Below are 18830 nucleotides of genomic sequence, written 5' to 3'. Positions count from 1 at the left end.
TTAGAGCCTCGCCTTTTTTCTTTTCTTTGAAGGTTTCTTGCAGGCTCGGCTACCTTGGAGCGGCAAAATACGCTATAATAGACGATATACCTGAAGGAGGGCATCATATTGGAATTTCGAGGCATAATGGGCGGGTTTTACCGAATATCCGAGTGGATTATGCGTCTCTCGGTCATTAACGTCTTATGGATTATCTGCGGTATTCCGTTCTTCCTGCTGGGGCTGATTTTACTGCAAGCCCAGACGACGGAACAAATTCTGCAAACGTTTCTATTAATGGCGATCGTCGCTCCTTTCTTTCTGTTTCCGTCCACTGCAGCGATGTTTACCGTCGCCCGTAAATGGCTGACCGGTGAGGAGGATGCTCCGCTGTTCAAAACCTTTTTTCGCGGCTACAAGGAAAACTATGTGCAGGCTATGCTTGGCGGGTTGATCTATGTTCTGCTCGGGGTCATTCTGTATACGAACTTTAAGTTTTACGGTACACAAGCGGGTGCTTTCGGCGTCCTGCGCTTTCTCGTGATATCGCTTACGGGGCTCTTGTTCATTTCGGTATTCCATTTCTTTTCGATATTGTCGCATCTTCACATGAAGATCTGGCAGATCATCAAGAATGCGCTGCTGATTACGATCGGCAATCCGGTTCGTTCGATTTCCATGCTTGTGCTGAACGGCGTCATCATGTATTTCAGCTTTACGCAGTTTACCTTTCTGATCCCATTTTTTATGGGCAGCTTGGTAGCGGTAGTGTCCTTCTGGCACTTTAACCTGATCTTCGGCAAGCTGCAGGAGAAGCAGCAGCAGCTGGCGGACAAGGAAGCGGAAGCAGCCTCAGAGAAGGAGCTTGAGGAGCCGGCGGAAGTCGTCTCGTCGTCGGAGAATAAAATCAATCCTGTGGATCATACTAATACCGATAAACCGTAAATTGCCGTGAATCCCAGCAACTGATGCGGACTCGGAGGTTTACTTTCAACCCGGAACACCCTATAATAGGGATACAACAAAATCCTGCGATGTACGTAACGGTCTTAAAGTTGTTTTGAACCAATGACTGTTTCTAGGGAGACCTACATCGAACCGTTGCTGACCTGCCCTCGAAAAGGGACTTCAAATTCGGTTCTGCGGACACCCACCTGCGAGAGCGGGTTTGAAACACTAGACCGGACGGCATTCGCGGGTTTTTTTGTGCGCATTTATTTTGCAACGGTGAAGGTAATTAGCCGATAGCGAGTAACATGCCGATCAGTGCGGAGTCATTTGAATGCCGATGAGATGGTGGAGCAGGGACAAAAGCTGGCTGAGCTGGGTGAAGGCATCATCGTCAAGGTGCCGATGACTGCGGACGGTTTAAAGGCCACCAGGCGCCTCTCAGAGCTCGGAATCAAGACGAACGTAACGCTGATCTTCAGTTCGCCTCAGGCGCTTCTGGCGGCAAGAGCGGGCGCGAAGGAGATCAGTCAAATTTTCAAGGTACATAACTTTTCCTCCGAAATCATAACGGTAAGCGTACGCACAACTACGTATGTGATTGAAGCGGTTTTCTGGCGGATTGGAAAGCGGCGAACCACTCGAGCTTCTAAATAAAAATGAAAAACCCGAGCCCCTGATGTGATAGGAGCTCGGGTTTTTGCTGTGGGGAAGCTCAGCTTTCGTTCACCAGGTCGCTGAGCTGGTGGAACGTATCCTTTAGAGTCGGATACAGCGTCCTGTAAACACGGTAGTAAGCCTCATAGCGCTGACGATTGGCGTCATTCGGCTCAACGCGGTCTACCACCTGGATCCATGCCTCGCAGAGGGAGGAGATGTCCCGCTGAAGAACGCCAGAGGCTGCCATCACTGCCGCACCATAGGCCGGGCCGTCCGTGGAGTTGACCGTCACGACAGGATAGCCGAAGATATCGGCGATCATTTGGCGCCAGAACAGGCTTCTGGCACCTCCGCCATTCACGCGAAGCTCCTTAATCTCAATGCCGGATTGCTTCACAAGCTCCATTGAATCCCGTAGCCCGAACGTGATGCCCTCAAGCACGGCACGGGTCAAATGCGCTTTCGTATGGCGCAGGTTGAGGCCGATAAATCCGCCGCGGGCCTTCGGGTCCGGATGCGGTGTCCGTTCTCCCGTAAGATAAGGAACGAACAGCAAGCCTTCACTGCCTAACGGCGCCGTTTCAGCCAATGCCGTTAAATACTCGTAAACATCCCGGCCTTCCGCCTTGGCCTGCTCCAGCTCTTCGTAGGCAAAGTGGTTCTTCCACCACTGGAAGGAGCCCCCGGCGGCCAGCATTACGCCCATGCGGTGCCATTTGCCCGGCACGCCGTGGCAGAACGAGTGCAGACGGCATTCCTCGTCTGCCTGATAGGTGTCGTCATGTACGAAGACGACACCGGAGGTGCCGAGCGCGACGGACGCGATCCCCTCGCGCACAACCCCAACGCCGACCGCGCCGCAGGCTTGGTCGCCGCCACCGGCTACGACCGGCGTTCCGGCCGTCAGTCCGGTCAACGCCGCTGCGGCCGGAAGCACGTGTCCGGCCACCTCGTTGCTTTCGAAGAGCGGCGGGAGCCATTCCGCAGGAAGGGCCAGCCGCTCCAGCACCTCGGAAGACCAGCGGCGGTTCGCTACATCCAGCAGCAGCGTGCCGCTGGCGTCGGCCATATCCATGCCGAACGCTCCGGTCAGCTGCAGGCGTACATAATCCTTCGGCAGCATCAGATGCGCTGTCCGCCGGTAATTTTCCGGCTCGTGATTCCGCAGCCACACAGCCTTCGGTGCCGTAAAGCCGGTCAGCGCTTTATTGCCCGTCAGTCGTCCGAGCTCTTCCTTTCCAACGACATGCTCGATCCATTCACACTCTTCCGCCGTCCGTTGGTCGCACCAGAGTAAGGCAGGGCGGACCACATTCAGCTCGGCATCGAGGAAGACGGAGCCGTGCATTTGCCCGGAAAGCCCGATGCCGGCTACTTCCTCGCCGCGGACTTGATATTTCTCCAGAAGCTCGCGGATACAAGTGCTGCTTCCGTTCCACCAGTCCTCCGGCTGCTGCTCCGCCCAGCCCGGCTGCGGCTGCAGCAGCGGGTATTCCACGCTGTGACTGCCCTTAACGGTACCTTGCTCATCCACGAGAATGCACTTGACGGCAGAAGTCCCTAAATCAATCCCCAAAAAATAAGACATATCGGTTCACCCCACGAAGGATACTTACTTTGTTTAATGAATAAACAAATGTTAGTTTATACTATTCGCAGTGAACGATGAAAATCCTGCTTCTCCCCGGAGCAGATACAAATTTATTTTTTACCATGAACAAGCACTGCTTCACCTAAAGTGGAATGAAGAAATCCATCTTGTCGTTTCGGATAAAATTCGTTGGCATAGCCCTATGCCTCGTTCGATATACTCTAAGTAATGAAAAAAACCAGTGAAAATCGTTGGCTTACTTCTCCATTACCTCTTTCTCTTACATGAAAACAGTGATATGATAAAAGATAGTGTTACCGGATAGGCATGACGTACTAGAAACAAATAACTTCAATGGGTGTGCTTACCTTATCTTTTCGTTATTTTCAGGGGGAGCATGCAAACTAAATAGGAGGGAAAGCTTTGCTGAAGCGTACCTTGATCGGACTGATTCGCAGTCATGAAACTACCGGAGAGAAAGCGAAGGATCCGGCGCTCAAAACCCGCTATTATAAAATTTCGATGGATCAGGCATGGGATGAAATCATCAACATGTTCAAGAAGCTTAATGGGTACAAGCTTCTTCATGAAGTGAGAAGCGTAGGGGAGATCGTGGTCGAGAAGAGAACGATCACAGGCAGGACACAGGATATTACGCTGACCCTATTTGGCATCAACCCCCTGAAGACGGCGGTTGATATTTATTCCGCATCGCGCGGCTCATTAGGTGATCTGGGCTCCAATTATCGGACGATTCTCGACATCTACAAGCACATCGACAAGAAGCTTGCTGCATATAAAATCAATGATTAATCTGTCTGAAACGAAAAAACAGCACGGAAGACGAGGCTTCCGGCTGTTTTTTTGTGCAGAAATGCTCGGTTGCGCAACGCGTGCGCTGCCGATATTAAACGAGCTTCTTCACAGCTTCAATCGCTGCTTCGTAGTTCGGATGCTCGGTCATTTCGCTTAGGTACTCTACGTATTGAATAGTATCGTTAGCGTCGATTACGAAAATGGATCTCATATCGAGAGCCAGCTCTTTAATCAGCACGCCGTATGCCGTACCGAAGGAATGCTCTTTGTAATCGGACAAAGTAACAACTTTATCAATGCCTGCGGCACCGCACCAGCGGGATTGCGCGAAAGGAAGATCCACGCTGATCGTCAGGACAACAACATTATCGCCGAGCTTTGCTGCTTCTTCGTTGAAACGGCGAGTTTGGGCATCGCACACGCCTGTATCCAAGGAAGGTACTACGCTGATCAGCTTCACTTTTCCTGCATAGTCAGCAAGGGAAGCTGTTTCAAGCAAGTTTTTGTTCACTTTGAAGTCGGGAGCCTTGTCGCCGACTTTCAGTTCCGGTCCGACGAGAGTGATCGGATTGCCTTTCAGCGTTGCTACGCCTGTACGCTCTTGTGCCATAGTTACGTTGGCCTCCTTATAAGTACCTGAGAATGATTGGTATTTCACCGTTACTTATTATAAACTTAACGCAAGGAACTTGTCCAATTTGAGAGGAAGATTTACTTGGAATTAAGACAGCTTCAATATTTTGTGAAGGTGGCCAGGAAACAGCACGTCACGCAAGCGGCAGAGGAGCTTCACGTGGCGCAGTCGGCCGTAAGCCGCCAAATCCACCAGCTGGAGGAGGAGCTGGGGGTTCAGCTGTTCATTCAGAAGGGGCGAAACCTGCAATTAACCTCGGTCGGCAGACTGTTTCTCGACCGGGTGGAATCGATTCTGGCCGATCTGGAGCGGGCGAAAAGTGAAATTCATGAATTCCTGAACCCGGAGGCCGGAGAGATTCGTATCGGGTTTCCCCATAGTCTTGGCATCTATTTACTGCCAACCGTCGTCGCAGAGTTCCGAAAGGATCATCCGAATGTAAAGTTTCGGCTCCGCCAAGGCACCTATAACAGCTTGATCCGCGATGTAATGAAAGGCGAAATCGACCTGGCCTTCATTTCACCTTTTCCCGAGAAGCATGAGCACGTGAGCGGGGAGCTGCTGCTGCAGGAGGAGCTTTACGCCATTTTGCCGCAGAGTCATGTGCTTTCCCAGCATCAATCGATTCGCCTGGAGCAGCTGAAGGATGATTCCTTCGTTATGTTTAGCGAGGAATACTCCTTGCGCTCCATTGTGTTTGAGGCGTGCGCCAAGGCCGGATTCGTGCCGCAGATCGGGTTTGAGGGGGAGGAGACGGATACGATTCGCGGCTTGGTTGCCGCCGGGATGGGGGTTAGTCTGCTGCCTGAGATGGCGTTAACGGAAATCAGCCAGCTGCAGCCGGCGAAGGTTCGTGTTATCGAGCCTCAGGTAACGCGAAGCGTGGGGCTGATTCAGCGGACAGGGGAACGGATTCCCCTCGTCGCCGAAGTGTTTCGACGGTTTCTGCTCGATTTTTTCCGGGATCGTAAGCTTACATAATCGATAGCCCGGTGCTGATAACGATAGTAAACCATGAGACAAGCGGAGCCTGTAAACTGGGGGTTCCGCCTTTTTTATTACGCCCTTCATATTCTCTTGAGTTTTGTTGCATTTCCATTTCCAATTGTAACGGTGACAGCATGGCGAAGCGCCTCCTTCATAATCCGAATTTATATTTTCTAGGTTTAATTTCATTATAGCTTGCTAAAGGTGAATGAAAATTGTAGCATTAATTTTAAATCTTCATCTTTTGGGGAATGGAGGGTTGGAGAGTGGATGATTACTATTTAAAGCTTCGCAAGCAATATACGGCCGTGGCAGAGGAGGAGCCCTTTGAGATCACCCTGCCGGAGCTCACAGATATTTTTCAGTGCTCGGCCAGGAATGTCAATTTGGTGCTCAGACGTATGGAACAGGAAGGCTGGATTCGTTGGGAGCCCGGAAGAGGGAGGGGGCACCGGTCCAAGCTGACTTTTTTGATAAAGGCCGAAACCGTAGCACTACAAACAGCCCAAGCGTATGTGAAAAAAGGTGTCATTCAACAGGCCTTCGCCTATTTGGAGGAGCAGGCGCATCTGCCCTACGTAAAGGAGCAGTTCGCCTATTGGCTGGATACGATGTTCGGCTATCGGCCGGAGGTGCGCAACGAACAGACGCTGGATACGCTTCGGCTGCCTTATTGCAAGCCGATTCCGTGCTTGGACCCTGCACATTTGACCTTTGTCATTGAATGCCAAATGGCCAGGCAAATTTTTGATACGCTGGTGAACTATAACAATGAGACGGACACCATTGAGCCGGGCTTGGCACATTACTGGAACAGCAATTCGCTTAACACGGAATGGACCTTCTATCTCCGCAAAGGGGTATATTTTCACCATGGTAAGGAGTTGACCGCTAATGATGTCCGCTTTACCATTCAGCGCCTGCGCGGCGAGGAAGGGAACTCGCCCTTCCGCTGGCTCTTCGAAGGAGTGGAGGAGATTGTGTCCCTAGATAAGTATACGGTGCTCTTTCGTCTTCGGCGGGCCAATCCGCTGTTTCTCCATCATTTAAGCCTCGATCGGGCTTCCATTGTTCCTGAGGATGCGGTAACGGAGCTGGGAGATGTCTTTCGCCGCCAACCGATAGGAACCGGGCCTTTCAAGGTCGTCCGGCACGACGAGAATATGATCGTTCTGGAGGCGTTTACGAGGTATTATGACAAGAGAGCGCATCTGGATCGGATTGAGGTATGGTTCACACCGGAGCTGGAACGGAAGGCAAGTCATCTGGAGCCGGTATCCTACCAGATGCGCTATCACGTCGGCAAGTCCGCAAGCGAGGTCCCAAGTGGCTGGAATGTGGTGGAGACGATCGGCCGCGATTGTACGTTTCTTACTTTTAATTTGAGGCGGGAAGGGTGTCACCAGCGGCTGGGCTTCCGTAAGGCTTGTCTGCACGGATTGGACCGGCGCGCTCTGATTGAATCGATGAAGGGGAGGGAAGGAACGGCCGCCATCGCTCGCTGGTTTTATGATCAATTGGGTGAAAGAAGCGATACGGATGAGCAATATGATCCGGTGTATGCAAGGAAGTGCCTGGAGGAGAGCGGTTATACGGGTGAGAGGCTGCTTTTCGCTATATCGTCCTCCTTTCAGGAGGTAGCGGAGGAAATTCTGCGGCAATGGGGTGAGATGGGCATTCAGGCGGAGCTCCTTCTGATTCCTTACGAGCATGAGGAGAGAGCGAGGCTTCTTGCCGAGGCTCATGTAAGCATGTCTTGTAATGTGATGGACCATGATCCCGAGCTGTCCATTATCGAGATTTTCTTGGCGGATAACAGCTGTGTCAGACCTTATCTGGGTAAAGATGTGCAGCAGCAAATCGAATGGTTGATCGACAGGCTGTACCAAGAGGGTTCCTCCTTAACGAGAAAAGACTATCTGCGCAAGGTACAGCAAATAATATCGGAGCAGTCCTATATATTGTTTTTGTTTCATACAAGCCAAAGGACCGTTCTGCATCCTTCGTTAAAAAATATATCGCTCAACTCGCTTGGCTGGGTGCACTTTCGGGATTTATGGTTTGAGCCCTCCTTCGAGAGCTGATAATTGGAAAAAGCCGTCCGGCCTCATGATTAAGAGGTGCTGGGCGGCTTTTTGGTGTTGTACTTAATCGTCGGATCGATTGAAGATCCAGATATATTCTAAGAGCTGGAGCACGGAAATCAAAGCCGCGGCTACATACGTAAGGGCGGCTGCATTCAGCACCTTGGAAACCCCGCTCTCCTCGTGATTGCGGATGAAGCCTGCTGCAACCATGTTGTCGCGTGCACGGGAGGAAGCGTTGAACTCAACAGGCAGCGTGATCAACTGGAAGGCGACGGCTGCACTGAACAAGATGATACCAAGCAAAATCAAGCCGGAGAACTTAAAAAGGAAGCCTCCGAGCAGAAGAAATGGAGCAATCCCCGACGAGAAGTTCACGATAGGAAACATCTTGTGTCTGGCAACCAGCATCGGATAGCTGACCTTGTGCTGAATGGCGTGGCCCACCTCATGAGCCGCAACCGATACGGCGGAAATTGATCTTTCATAATAGACGGGCTCGGACAGGCGAACCGCTCTGGCGATAGGGTCGTAATGGTCTGTCAGGGCGCCGGGCACAGCTTCTACAGGCACATCGTAAAGCCCGTTCTCATCAAGCATGCGGCGGGCTACTTCGTAGCCGGTGAGACCTGATTCTACAGGTACGTCGGAAAACTTGTTGAACGTTCCGCGAACGCGGAAGCTGGCCCACATGCTAAGTCCGAAGGCGGCCAAAATCAGGATGGTCCACGGTGTGAATAACATTGCTCTACACTCCTTTTATTGTATTGAAGTAAGAAAAGCTTCCTTTTAATGAAGCTCGTCGGTTACGAAAGGGGGCCTTTCCCGATCAGAAGAAGCAGTGCTTCAATACAAGCTGCAGTCGGACGGGTCAGCATCTTATTCAGATTCTTAAGCTGCGAGGGCTTAAGCTTCTCCAAGAGCGGTCCGATTTCCTTCGCTTCCTTCTCAAGCTGCTGAAGGAGGTGAGATAGTGATGTCAGCTTATCTGTCACGATCTCGTCGTGACTTACTTTGTCCAACTGCCGAATGTTCAGCCTGATCTCCTCAAGGGTAAATTTATCCCTTTTCATCTGTTCAATACGTTTCAGCCGTTTCAAGGTTTCATCATTATATAGTCGATAATTCGTGTCGGAACGCTTCTCCGGTTCTATGAGTCCGAGCTTCGTATAATAGTCGATCGTTCTGGGGCTGACCGCCGATAAGCGTGCCAGCTCACCGATTCTGTATAGCTTCATATCCCCATGGTCTTCCACCTCATTTTATGTACAAGATACATTCTTTAGTATCATGATATCGAATTGAAACCATACAGTCAAACGTTATACTTCAGAAAAATAAGGCAGGTTCATGACATCGTCTTAAACCGAACTCAAAAATAGTTTGATGTTAGATTTAGTCTGTTAAAATTTGATAAATATTGAAAAAGTCGCGAAAAAGCCGAATTATGTCTGTTTCATGTTAGGTTATTTTTCGTTTTTCAATATATTTTCGTGTAAAACCTATTGTCAAATACACTTCCCCTGTATATAATGACAATAAGATTTTCAAAAGATGTTATATAAACTAACATTAAAGAAGGAAGTGGTCACATGTTTAAGAAATTGCTCATGTCAATCGGCCTCATGTCCCTGCTGGCTCCCAGCATGGCATTCGCTGCAGAAGAGGGTCCTACCGTTACTCAGCTTCAAGGAGCAGTTGACGCCGTGTGGGTCATGCTGGCAGCCATCCTGGTTATTTTCATGCAAGCCGGCTTCGCCCTATTGGAAGCAGGGTCGACTCGAATGAAGAATGCCGGGCACGTTGCCGGAAAGACCGTATTCACCTTCGGCATTTGTGCCATCGCCTTCTGGGCCATCGGCTTCGGATTGGCTTTCGGTGATGGGAACAGTTTTGTAGGGATGACCGGATTTTTTGTAAACGGTACGGAAGAGCAAGCCGCCGCAGCCTACGGCGCCTTATCCGCCTCCGACGTTCCGATCGGAATCAAGTTCCTATTCCAGCTGGCCTTTGCCGGAGTATCTCTTGCTATCTGCTTCGGCGGCTTTGCCGAGCGGGCTAAGCTGTCCATCTACTTTATCTTCGGAATTTTGTTTACAGTATTGATTTACCCTGTTGTTGCTCACTGGATCTGGGGCGGCGGCTGGCTGGCAGGCCACGGCAAGCAGGACTTCGCAGGCTCTACCGTAGTTCACTTGACCGGTGCTACTGCAGCTCTCGTTGCAACCATTATGCTGAAGCCTCGTATCGGGAAATACAATAAGGATAAGACTCCGAACTTGATTCCAGGCCATAACCAAGTATTATCCGTACTCGGCGTGATCATTCTTTGGATCGGCTGGTTCGGCTTCAACCCGGGCTCCACACTGAGCGCTATGGGCGACGGCTTCTTCGGATACATCGCTATGACAACAAATATGGCTGCTGCCGCAGGCGGTATTGCAGCAATCATTATCGCATGGATTTATTTCGGCAAAGCGGATATCCCAAGCATGCTGAACGGTGTATTGGCAGCCTTGGTAGCCATTACAGCTTCTTGCGCCTTCGTTTCCGTTAGAGATGCAATCATCATCGGCGCCGTTGCCGGTATTCTTACCTTCTTTACAGCACAATGGTTTGAAAAGGCGGGAATTGACGATCCGATCTTCGCTTTCTCCGTACACGGTATTGCAGGGATCTGGGGAACTCTTGCCAACGGTTTGTTCGCTTCTCCGGAGCTCGTTGAAAAGGTAGGCGTAGGTCAGCCGGGCTTGTTCTACGGCGGCGGACTTCATCAGCTTGGCGTGCAAGCGCTTGGTATTGTGTCCTGCTTCGCCTTCGTTGTTGTCGCTTCCTTCATTATCCTGTATATTCTCAAAGTAACGATGGGTCTTCGCGTAACGGAGGAAGAGGAAATTATCGGTCTCGACTTGTCCGAGCACGGTACTTACGGATATCCGGAGCAAATGAAAAAAGCGGCTCAAGGTAACGCGAGCCACTCGATATAAAAGCAACAACATTTTTCGCAAAAGGGGATGCCGCTATGGAACTTCTCTCATTAGAACCCATTCGCCTTCTGCTGTCCGAGGCATCCGGCATAGGGGAGCTTAGGACAGAGCGCGATCGGTTGCATGAGGAGTTTCAGCGGCATCTCCTCTCTATGTCTCCGCTAACCTGGAACCGGCTTTTAAACGAAGTTCACGATTTGATCATTGGACGTGTAGTCGTTCTCGCGGAAGCTCAGATGAAAGAGGCCGGCCGGTCGGCTCCGCTGCCTTATGCTTTCCTGCTCTTTGGCAGCGGCGGTCGCGGGGAGCAAACCTTATGGAGCGATCAAGACAACGGGCTCATTTACGATGATCCTGTTGATGAAGCGCAAGCTTTCGAGGCTGAGCAATATTTTACCGAGCTGTCGATTCGGATCACGGAAGGCCTGGAGCAGGCAGGCTATCCTCCCTGCAGCGGAGGTGTCATATGCACGAACGATAAATGGCGAAAACCCCTTAGCGGCTATCGGGCGATGTTTCGCGAATGGCTGCAAGAGCCTAACTGGGAAAATATCCGGTATTTGCTGATCGGCGCCGATATGCGAACGCTGTACGGGGAGCCGATGCTGGGAAACAGCGTGCTGGATGATCTTTATCGTGAGGTTGCCGGTAAGCCTGCCTTGCTTGAGCATATGCTGCACAACACGCTGCATCACAAGGTGTCGCTTGGTTTATTCGGGCAGCTGATTAAAGAACGTTACGGGGAAGACGCCGGCGGAGTGGATATCAAGTATGGTGCTTACATTCCCATTGTGAACGGCATCCGGCTGCTCGGTATCGAAGCGGGTCTGCGGGCTTCGGGCACGGAGGAGCGGATCAAGGGATTGATGGCGAGCGGCTTCGTTGAGGAGGAGATCGGTCAAGACTGGCTGGAGGCTTGGTCGATCGCACTCCAGCTGAGATCGCTGACACCGTATCAGGTGGAGGACGGTCATTATACGACACGCGGCAAGCTGACGTCAGAGCAGCTGACCAAGGAGAGAGTAGCTGCTTTGAAGCTGTGTCTTCGCATCGGAGCGGAGCTGCAAAAGTATGTCAAAAAAAGCGTTCATAATGAGATAGACAAAGGTTAGGTGAGCGAAATGAAGGACATGAGGCCTGCAGGGAGAATGTGGCATTTGTATAAAATGGGAGGGATCACTCCTGCCATAACATCCATGTTTGATGTGCAAAGTGCTCAGCAAATGGCATTCATTCGTTCCGTAATGAAGGAGCAGCGGCGCAATTCTCTTTACGACATTTCATTGGATACGGTAGAACTGGTGGTTTTCGATCTGGAGACCACCGGTTTTTCGCCGTATAACGGCGATGAAATTATATCCTTCGGGGCTGTAGCCGTGGAGGGAGACACCATTCTGGAAGGGGAAGCCTTTTATAGTCTGGTGAATCCGAAGCGGGCCATACCGCGAGAGATTGAAGCGTTGACGGGGATAACGAACGAAATGGCCATGGATGCTCCGGATCTGTTGCAGGCACTGCGCGGCTTTCTGGAGTTTGTTCAAAAGAAGGTGTTGGTCGCCCACGGCTCCGGACACGATAAGCACTTTTTGAATTCCGCATTATGGCGCACATCCAAAACGAGCCTATCCCATCGATTGCTGGATACCATGATGGTTGCCAAGTGGCTTCATCCCAAGCTTCCAAGCTACGACCTGGATACTTTACTGAATATGTATGGTATTGAAATTTCCATGCGTCATCATGCATTGGAGGATTCCCGGATGACTGCCAAGCTCTGGGGCTGCTTCCTGAAGGAAATCAGAGAGAAAAATATTGCAACCTTGGGCGATCTGTACGCCCGCTTAAGCCATCACTAGAGTACCCCAAGCTATTACTTTGGAGGTGTTTTTTTTGTTTTATTTCACAGTAAAATCCAGTTCTTCATATTGGCCCCCCGATGTGTAGCGGTATCCCCGCATCGAGGGAGTGCCGGTTTCTTGGAGAGAAATAATCCAGTGGCTGGGCAAGGTATACCAGGGAGTACTGAGATCCATAGCAGAAGGGATTGGGGGTCCACTAGGATGCGAATGGACGATGCCTAGAAGCAATCGGTCGTCTCTTTGCTCTGACAGTGCAGCTATGACCTGAGCGGGCGCCATAACGAAGTGTGTCTCAGGGGTTCGGGCACAGTTGGTAACGGGCATGAATTCGTGAATCTTATACCGGATGTCCGAAGCCTCTCGCTTCGTACCAAAAACAAAGCCGCATGCTTCATGCGGCTTTTGCTGTATACAATAAGTCAAAATCCCGTTGATGACTTCGGGGCACATGCCCCATTTTTCGCGAATCGCCATTCGTTCACCTGTCCGAAATCATGTATATATCCACTATACAATAGCCGGAACGCTTTGACTAGGCTTCCTCCAAGGTGCCTTTCGGCCGGATCAGGAAGAAGACAAGTCCCAAGGTGATGACAGCCAGAACCGTAACCGTAATGAACACGATTCGATCGGAGATCTCCATCATCCAGCCGAACAGCGGAGGTCCGAACGCAACCCCGAGAAACCGTAAGCTGCTGTATAACGAGGTGATGATCCCGCGCTGATCTTTCTTGACGGATCCGGTGATCATGGTATTCAAGCAAGGGAGCAGCAATCCGGTTCCGATACTGCTTAAGGTAAGCAGCCCGATAAACAAATACAGATTATCGCGATTGATGAAAATACAAAGACCGAGCGATACGGACATTAAGAGCATCCCGATATTCATAAGCCAGCGCATCAACGTCCCATTCTTTTTGATGAGAGAACCGGTTGTGTAGGATGTGATGACCATACCGAGCAAGGGAATCGCGAGAACAAAGCCTTTTTTGACACCATCGATGTTAAAGGGAGGTGCCTCCAGAATATCGGACAAGTAGAATAGCACACCGAACAAAATAAACAAGGCAAGAGAACCGGCGAAAAAGGAGGTGATCAGCCAGCGGCCCTTTTCCTTCATCGTATTTCCAATCGTATGAATATACTCTTTAAGCTTCGGCGGAGCTTTCTCACGCTTCGGCTCCTTCAGTAAAAATATTACCGCCAGGATGGAAATGAGACAGAACACAGGGAAAGCAAAGAACGGCGCGTACCATACAATTAAAGCAAACAAGGAACCGAGGATCGGACTGATGACCTTACCCGTCCCGTTGGATGCTTCCGTAAGGCCGACCGCCTTACTTTCCGTTGCTCCCTTATACAAGTCGCCGGCCAGGGCCATAGCTATCGGGGCTGTCCCGGCAGCGCCGAAGCCCTGTATCGCTCTCGCGATAATAATGACTGTATACGAATTCCAGACGGCGCCGAAGCCTGCTAATACTCCCGCTGCGCCATAAATGATGAGCGAAGGAATGATGATAGCCTTGCGCGAGAACCGGTCCGATAAGTAGCCGGCAACGGGAATGACGAGCCCCGCTGTAACGGAAAATAGCGTAATCACGAGGCTGCTTTGAAATTGGCTGATGCCGAGCCGCTCCTGCATCTCGGGCAAAATCGGCACGAGCATCGAGTTCCCCAGCACAAGGACCAAAGGTACCGTCGCTATGGCGATAAACTCCCAGATCAGCCCTTTGGATTCGCCCTTTTTCTTAGACTCCCCTTGCTTCTTGGTTTTTGAAGGAGGGGATACTTCTTCTTCATCATCTGAGCGGTCGAAACCGATGATTAGCCGTTTTGCTTTTGTTTTTTCCATGCCGATCTCTTCTCCTCTACAGCTGGATGTAGTTCAGGTCAGTGATAATGTACCCATGTAGGAATGCTGTCATTCTTTCCGAGTTTTGGGAGACGCCGTGAAAGCTTTGGGCAAAAATCGGGGATACTGAGGGTAAAACGAACATCGGCGGGAGGAGCTAATGAAAAAGACAATACCCTTGATGTTGATTGCCGTTTTTCTGGCAACCATGGCCATCCTACAGACTGTAAAGCAGGATCACGCGCAAGTACAAATGACCGCGGCGAAGAAGCCGCCGGAAGTCGCGATTGCGAGACCTGTACCAAGCTTTGTATTGAAGGATTCACAAGGAAAGGAATTTCATGTAGGAGGACAACGCGATAAGCCCCTGATGGTAAACTTCTGGGCCTCCTGGTGCGGGCCGTGTCATGAAGAAGCTCCGAGTTTGCAGCAGATGTACGCCAAATATAGCGACCGGATCGATCTGTATGCGGTGAATGTGACCAAAGGGGATCGGGTGGAAAATGCGAAAAAATTCGCAAAGCAATATGGCTTTACGTTTCCGGTGCTGTTCGATATCCAGGGAAAAGCGGCCGACGATTATCGGCTGATGTTTGTTCCGACAAGCTTCCTTATTGATAAAAATGGCAACCTGGTAGAAGTCATTCACGTGCTCCCGCCGGAAGAGCTTGAAAAAAAAATTCAGCGTTTAATCGGAGCATAAGCTTCAAGCGGCATGCAAAAAAGCTCCGCATGGGCCATGGCCCATGCGGAGCTTCCATTTCTTAATGGTTTACCAGCCCGAGTCGCTCTCGGGCTTCTTCCTGCTGTTCGATTCGATGCTGCCCCATCAGAGCATATCGAAAACTGTCCGCCAGCGCATACCAGCTGGCCTCAATAATATTGTCCGAAACGCCAACCGTATTCCATGTGTACTTCTGGTCGGTGGATTCAATTAGTACGCGAACCTTCGCAGCTGTTGTATCCTTTTCATCCAAGACGCGCACCTTGTAGTCGGATAAGTACATATCCTGAATTCCCGGGTAATGCTGAATCAAGCACTTGCGCAGGGCATTGTCCAAAGCGTTGACCGGACCGTTCCCTTCGGCCGCGTTGTAGATGGTTTCGCCATGCACCTTAACCTTGACGATCGCTTCCGATACGACCGCTTGATTAGGGGAGGATTTACCGACCATAATCTTGAACGATTCGAGAGTGAAGACTTCTTCCAATTTGCCGTAGGCATCGCGGATGAGCAGCTCAAGGGAGGCGTCGGCGCCTTCGAATTGGTACCCTTGATGCTCCATGTCTTTGATCTGTTCGATCAGCTGCTTGGTTTGCGCATTGTTGATATCGAAGTCGAGCCCCAGCTCCTGTGCCTTGAAGACCAGGTTGCTTTGCCCTGCCAGCTCCGACACCAAGACGCGCTGCTTGTTCCCGACCAGCTCCGGAGTGATATGCTCATAAGTGCTGGAATGACGCAGGATAGCGGAAACATGAATGCCTCCCTTATGGGCGAATGCCGCAGCGCCGACGAAAGGCTGGTTTACCGGCATGTGCATGTTGGCCACCTCGCTAACGTAACGGGCTACGCTGGAGAGGCTTGCCAGCTGCTCCTCGGAAATGACATCGTATTTCAGCTTGAGTTGAAGGTTCGGGATAACGGAGCACAGATTGGCGTTGCCGCAGCGCTCGCCGTATCCGTTGATCGTTCCTTGTACCTGAGTAGCGCCGGCCATTACGGCAGCTAAACTGTTGGCTGCTCCGAGCTCGCAGTCGTTATGGGCGTGAATGCCGATTGGGGTTTTGACCGTCTGCTTCACTACGGTAACGATTTCCGTCACTTCGTGAGGGAGGGACCCTCCGTTTGTATCGCAAAGCACGATCCAGTCCGCACCGGCCTCCTCGGCTTTCTTAATCGTCTGCAGTGCATAGTCCGGGTTGTTCTTGTAGCCGTCAAAGAAATGCTCTCCGTCATAAATAACCTCAAGGCCTTTGCTCTTCAAGTATTTGACGGAGTCGTATATCATGGAAAGATTCTCTTCCAAGGTCGTTTGGATTGCCTTATGTACATGGAAATCCCACGACTTGCCGAAGATGGTGGCAACGGAAACGCCGACCTCGAGAATCCGGTTCAAATTCACATCGTCTTCGGGGAGTGTGTCCTTGCGGCGAGTGCTGCCGAAAGCCGTGATTTTCGCATGCTTTAAAGGTAAATCCTTCACGCGGTTGAAAAATTCAATGTCCTTGTTGTTGCTTCCGGGCCAGCCGCCTTCAATATAAGTAACGCCTAAAGCGTCCAGCTTCAGAGCGATTTTCAATTTATCTTCCACGGACAGGCTGATGCCTTCCCCTTGTGTGCCGTCACGCAAGGTTGTGTCAAAGATTTTAACCGTGCTTTTCATCTACCTTCCTCCTGACGTTTCCATTGCAAGCGCTAAGTATAATTTATAATTATAGCACAAAATTTACATGAAAGGGTATGTTTTTCGCAAAAATAGAAGAGGCGGTTTGCCTTGATTTCCTTACGGGGCCAAGTATAGACTAGATTTAGGAGGAAGGAAAGTCTCAATAGTAAGGTGCTGGTGTGACATGCATTTGAAAGGCTCCGATGTGGAGAGCAGCTATCCTGTCAAGGGTAGAGTAATCCTGCACATGGATATGAATGCGTTCTACTGCTCGGTGCATGAAGCCGTGGAGCCGGATAAATACCGCGGCAGGCCGATTGCCGTTTCGGGCAGTGTAGAGCAGCGCAGAGGCATTATAGTAACCTGTTCCTATGCCGCGAGAGCCGTTGGGGTAAAAACGGGCATGCAGGTAAGGGAAGCGTTGAAGCTTTGCCCCGAGCTGATGCTTATTGCTCCCGATTTCGAGCTGTACCGGCGGTTTTCCAAGCGCTTCATGCAAATAGCTTACGAATATACACCGATGATCGAAGCGATGTCCATCGATGAGTGCTACATGGATATAACGGGCTCCAAGCAATTCGGAACGCCGCTTGAGATTGCGGAACGGATTCAATCGCGCGTTCGAAATGAGCTTCAGCTGCCGTGCTCCATCGGCGTCGCGCCGAACAAGCTGCTGGCCAAGATGGCATCGGATATGAAGAAGCCGAACGGGCTTACGGTGCTCAGAAAGCGTGACGTCCCCGTACTGCTGTGGCCGCTGCCTTGCGCGCAGCTGTACGGGATCGGCAGGAAGACGGCCGAGAAGCTGAAGCGGCTGAACATTCATACATTGGGTCAGCTGGCGCAAACGGACGAGCGGCTTCTGTCGGAGCGCTTCGGGATCATGGGTCCTGTTTTGAAACGAGCTGCCAACGGAGAGGATGACTCCCCGGTTAACCCGGAGCAGGAGCAGAGCAAATCAATCGGCCATACGACCACATTGCCTACGAATTATACGCGGCGCGAGGACATTGCCCGTGTATTCCTCAATCTCGCCGATCAGGTCGGCCGGCGGCTCCGAAGGCAGGCACTCATGGCGAATACCGTGCAGATCACAATCCGCGATCCTGACATGAAGACGATCACACGCGCCGTGAAGCTGCCTAAGCCGTCGGAGAGCAGGGAGGATTTTTACCATACGGCTTGTAAGCTGTTCGAGCAGCATTGGCCCGATGGGAAGCCCGTACGTTTGCTGGGAGTGACGCTACAAAATTTATCGGCGAAGAAGGAGACGGCGCTTCAGCTCGATTTATTTGATTACGAGAAGGAGCCCGTGAAGGAAAAGCTAACCCAGGCGATGGACGCCATCCGCGATAAATTCGGGGAGGGAGCCATTCTAACGGCGGGGATGCTGGGAGACGATCCGTCGACCCTCATCCGCAATAAAAGGCTGAGAGGCACATCCCTGCAGATGGATCATTTGAAGGACAAGGGTTGGGAGGAAGAGCTATGACAACCGTCATCGGCTTCGGAGGCTATTCCGGCAGCGGGAAGACAACACTCATCACTCGTTTGGCGGAGTATTTCGAGCGAAATGGTCTTAGGGTGGCCGTAATTAAGCACGATGCACATGGGCATTATAAAGAAGTCGCGGGTACGGATTCGGCCGCATTTATTTCCTCCGGCGCATCAGCGGTGTTTGTTGTTTCCCCGGATCGGGTCGCTTCGTTTACGAAACCGGCCATTAGCCTGAAGAACGTATTGGAGCATGCGGAGCAGCATGCGGAATTGATCCTTGTCGAAGGCTTCAAGCAGGAGGGCCATCCGAAGCTGGCGATTTTCAGGGATGCGGAGCAAGCAAGCATCGTGCAGAAGCTGAGCCCGGGTCCGATCGCTTGGGTCACGCCTTGCCCCGGGGATGCCAAGACGGTACCGGAGGTTCCGGTATTTCATCCTGACGACATTACAGCCATCGCTAGATTTATTGAAAGTAGAATGCAGCTGAAAACCTAGCGGTTCAGCGGATTAAGTGTTGCTAATCAGCCCTATAACGATTGGTTATCAATA

The 18830-nt window shown here is 51.1% G+C and carries 18 protein-coding genes, 1 other RNA gene and 1 pseudogene; 12 read left to right on the top strand and 8 right to left on the bottom strand.

All coding sequences use genetic code 11. The annotated features are described in order from the left end of the window. Positions 1–108: 108 nt before the first annotated feature. From RAC89_RS04625 to RAC89_RS04615, 3 genes and pseudogenes are all read left to right on the top strand, one after another. On the top strand, positions 109–924 hold the full coding sequence (locus tag RAC89_RS04625) for a YesL family protein (protein WP_306612080.1): 816 nt from the start codon (positions 109–111) through the stop codon (positions 922–924). A 78-nt stretch (positions 925–1002) separates the two neighbouring features. Continuing rightward, positions 1003–1184, top strand: a non-coding RNA gene (gene ssrS, locus RAC89_RS04620) — 6S RNA. Between the two features lie 10 nt (positions 1185–1194). After that, positions 1195–1536: pseudogene (locus RAC89_RS04615) on the top strand (transaldolase family protein); the annotation flags it as partial. 106 nt (positions 1537–1642) lie between these two features. Here RAC89_RS04615 and xylB read toward each other — a convergent pair. Continuing rightward, complete coding sequence (gene xylB, locus RAC89_RS04610) at positions 1643–3175, bottom strand: xylulokinase (protein WP_306612078.1); 1533 nt, start codon at positions 3173–3175, stop codon at positions 1643–1645. 426 nt (positions 3176–3601) lie between these two features. Between xylB and RAC89_RS04605 the strand changes: the two genes are divergently transcribed. Next, positions 3602–3991: a DUF1499 domain-containing protein gene (locus tag RAC89_RS04605; RefSeq protein ID WP_284640922.1), complete on the top strand. Its 390-nt coding sequence runs from the start codon at positions 3602–3604 to the stop codon at positions 3989–3991. A gap of 94 nt (positions 3992–4085) precedes the next feature. Here RAC89_RS04605 and tpx read toward each other — a convergent pair whose 3' ends face one another. Further along, positions 4086–4604, bottom strand: a complete 519-nt coding sequence (gene tpx, locus RAC89_RS04600) for a thiol peroxidase (RefSeq protein WP_284640921.1) — start codon at positions 4602–4604, stop codon at positions 4086–4088. Positions 4605–4709: 105 nt separating this feature from the next. Between tpx and gltC the strand changes: the two genes are divergently transcribed. Further along, the gene (gltC, locus tag RAC89_RS04595; RefSeq protein ID WP_306612075.1) at positions 4710–5609 is read left to right on the top strand and encodes a glutamate biosynthesis transcriptional regulator GltC; all 900 of its coding nucleotides are present in this window, start codon (positions 4710–4712) and stop codon (positions 5607–5609) included. Here the strand turns inward: gltC and RAC89_RS04590 are convergent. After that, entirely contained in the window at positions 5602–5751 is a 150-nt protein-coding gene (locus RAC89_RS04590; protein WP_306612074.1) for a hypothetical protein, read from the bottom strand. The two genes, gltC and RAC89_RS04590, sit on opposite strands and share 8 nt — an antisense overlap. A 130-nt stretch (positions 5752–5881) precedes the next feature. Here RAC89_RS04590 and RAC89_RS04585 point away from each other — a divergent pair, with 130 nt between their 5' ends. Next, positions 5882–7699, top strand: a complete 1818-nt coding sequence (locus tag RAC89_RS04585) for an ABC transporter substrate-binding protein (RefSeq protein ID WP_306612073.1) — start codon at positions 5882–5884, stop codon at positions 7697–7699. 63 nt (positions 7700–7762) lie between these two features. On the opposite strand, the gene RAC89_RS04580 is transcribed toward RAC89_RS04585, so the two are convergent. Both RAC89_RS04580 and RAC89_RS04575 read right to left on the bottom strand, forming a co-directional pair. Then, positions 7763–8443, bottom strand: coding sequence for a zinc metallopeptidase (locus RAC89_RS04580; protein WP_306612072.1), 681 nt, complete (start codon positions 8441–8443; stop codon positions 7763–7765). A gap of 62 nt (positions 8444–8505) precedes the next feature. Beyond that, positions 8506–8937 carry a MerR family transcriptional regulator gene (locus RAC89_RS04575; RefSeq protein WP_284640916.1) on the bottom strand — a complete coding sequence of 144 codons (432 nt, stop codon included), beginning with the start codon at positions 8935–8937 and terminating at the stop codon, positions 8506–8508. Positions 8938–9291: 354 nt separating this feature from the next. Between RAC89_RS04575 and RAC89_RS04570 the strand changes: the two genes are divergently transcribed. The 3 genes from RAC89_RS04570 to RAC89_RS04560 are packed head-to-tail and all read left to right on the top strand — an operon-like array spanning position 9292 to position 12542. Continuing rightward, positions 9292–10686 (top strand): ammonium transporter, encoded by a 1395-nt coding sequence (locus RAC89_RS04570; protein ID WP_306612071.1) that lies wholly within the window; start codon positions 9292–9294, stop codon positions 10684–10686. Between the two features lie 35 nt (positions 10687–10721). Continuing rightward, on the top strand, positions 10722–11798 hold the full coding sequence (locus RAC89_RS04565) for a DUF294 nucleotidyltransferase-like domain-containing protein (RefSeq protein WP_306612070.1): 1077 nt from the start codon (positions 10722–10724) through the stop codon (positions 11796–11798). Between the two features lie 9 nt (positions 11799–11807). After that, positions 11808–12542, top strand: coding sequence for an exonuclease domain-containing protein (locus RAC89_RS04560; protein WP_306616044.1), 735 nt, complete (start codon positions 11808–11810; stop codon positions 12540–12542). Positions 12543–12581: 39 nt separating this feature from the next. Here RAC89_RS04560 and RAC89_RS31635 read toward each other — a convergent pair whose 3' ends face one another. Continuing rightward, positions 12582–12995: a M67 family metallopeptidase gene (locus RAC89_RS31635; RefSeq protein WP_373430003.1), complete on the bottom strand. Its 414-nt coding sequence runs from the start codon at positions 12993–12995 to the stop codon at positions 12582–12584. Positions 12996–13077: 82 nt separating this feature from the next. Continuing rightward, entirely contained in the window at positions 13078–14397 is a 1320-nt protein-coding gene (locus tag RAC89_RS04555; RefSeq protein ID WP_306612069.1) for an MFS transporter, read from the bottom strand. A 160-nt stretch (positions 14398–14557) separates the two neighbouring features. Between RAC89_RS04555 and RAC89_RS04550 the strand changes: the two genes are divergently transcribed. Next, complete coding sequence (locus RAC89_RS04550; protein WP_306612068.1) at positions 14558–15100, top strand: TlpA family protein disulfide reductase; 543 nt, start codon at positions 14558–14560, stop codon at positions 15098–15100. A 61-nt stretch (positions 15101–15161) separates the two neighbouring features. On the opposite strand, the gene cimA is transcribed toward RAC89_RS04550, so the two are convergent. Then, the gene (gene cimA / locus RAC89_RS04545) at positions 15162–16781 is read right to left on the bottom strand and encodes a citramalate synthase (RefSeq protein WP_306612066.1); all 1620 of its coding nucleotides are present in this window, start codon (positions 16779–16781) and stop codon (positions 15162–15164) included. A 187-nt stretch (positions 16782–16968) separates the two neighbouring features. On the opposite strand from cimA, the gene RAC89_RS04540 reads away from it, so the two are divergent. Beyond that, the gene (locus RAC89_RS04540) at positions 16969–18276 is read left to right on the top strand and encodes a DNA polymerase IV (RefSeq protein ID WP_306612064.1); all 1308 of its coding nucleotides are present in this window, start codon (positions 16969–16971) and stop codon (positions 18274–18276) included. After that, a complete protein-coding gene (mobB, locus tag RAC89_RS04535; protein ID WP_306612063.1) occupies positions 18273–18776 on the top strand; it encodes a molybdopterin-guanine dinucleotide biosynthesis protein B in 504 nt (167 codons plus the stop codon). Before RAC89_RS04540 ends, mobB begins: the two co-directional genes overlap by 4 nt. Positions 18777–18830 lie beyond the last annotated feature (54 nt).

Origin of the sequence: Paenibacillus sp. GD4 (genome assembly GCF_030846225.1) — a bacterium.
In the GTDB taxonomy this organism is placed as follows: domain Bacteria; phylum Bacillota; class Bacilli; order Paenibacillales; family NBRC-103111; genus Paenibacillus_G; species Paenibacillus_G silviterrae.
This window is presented reverse-complemented; position numbering and strand designations above follow the sequence as displayed.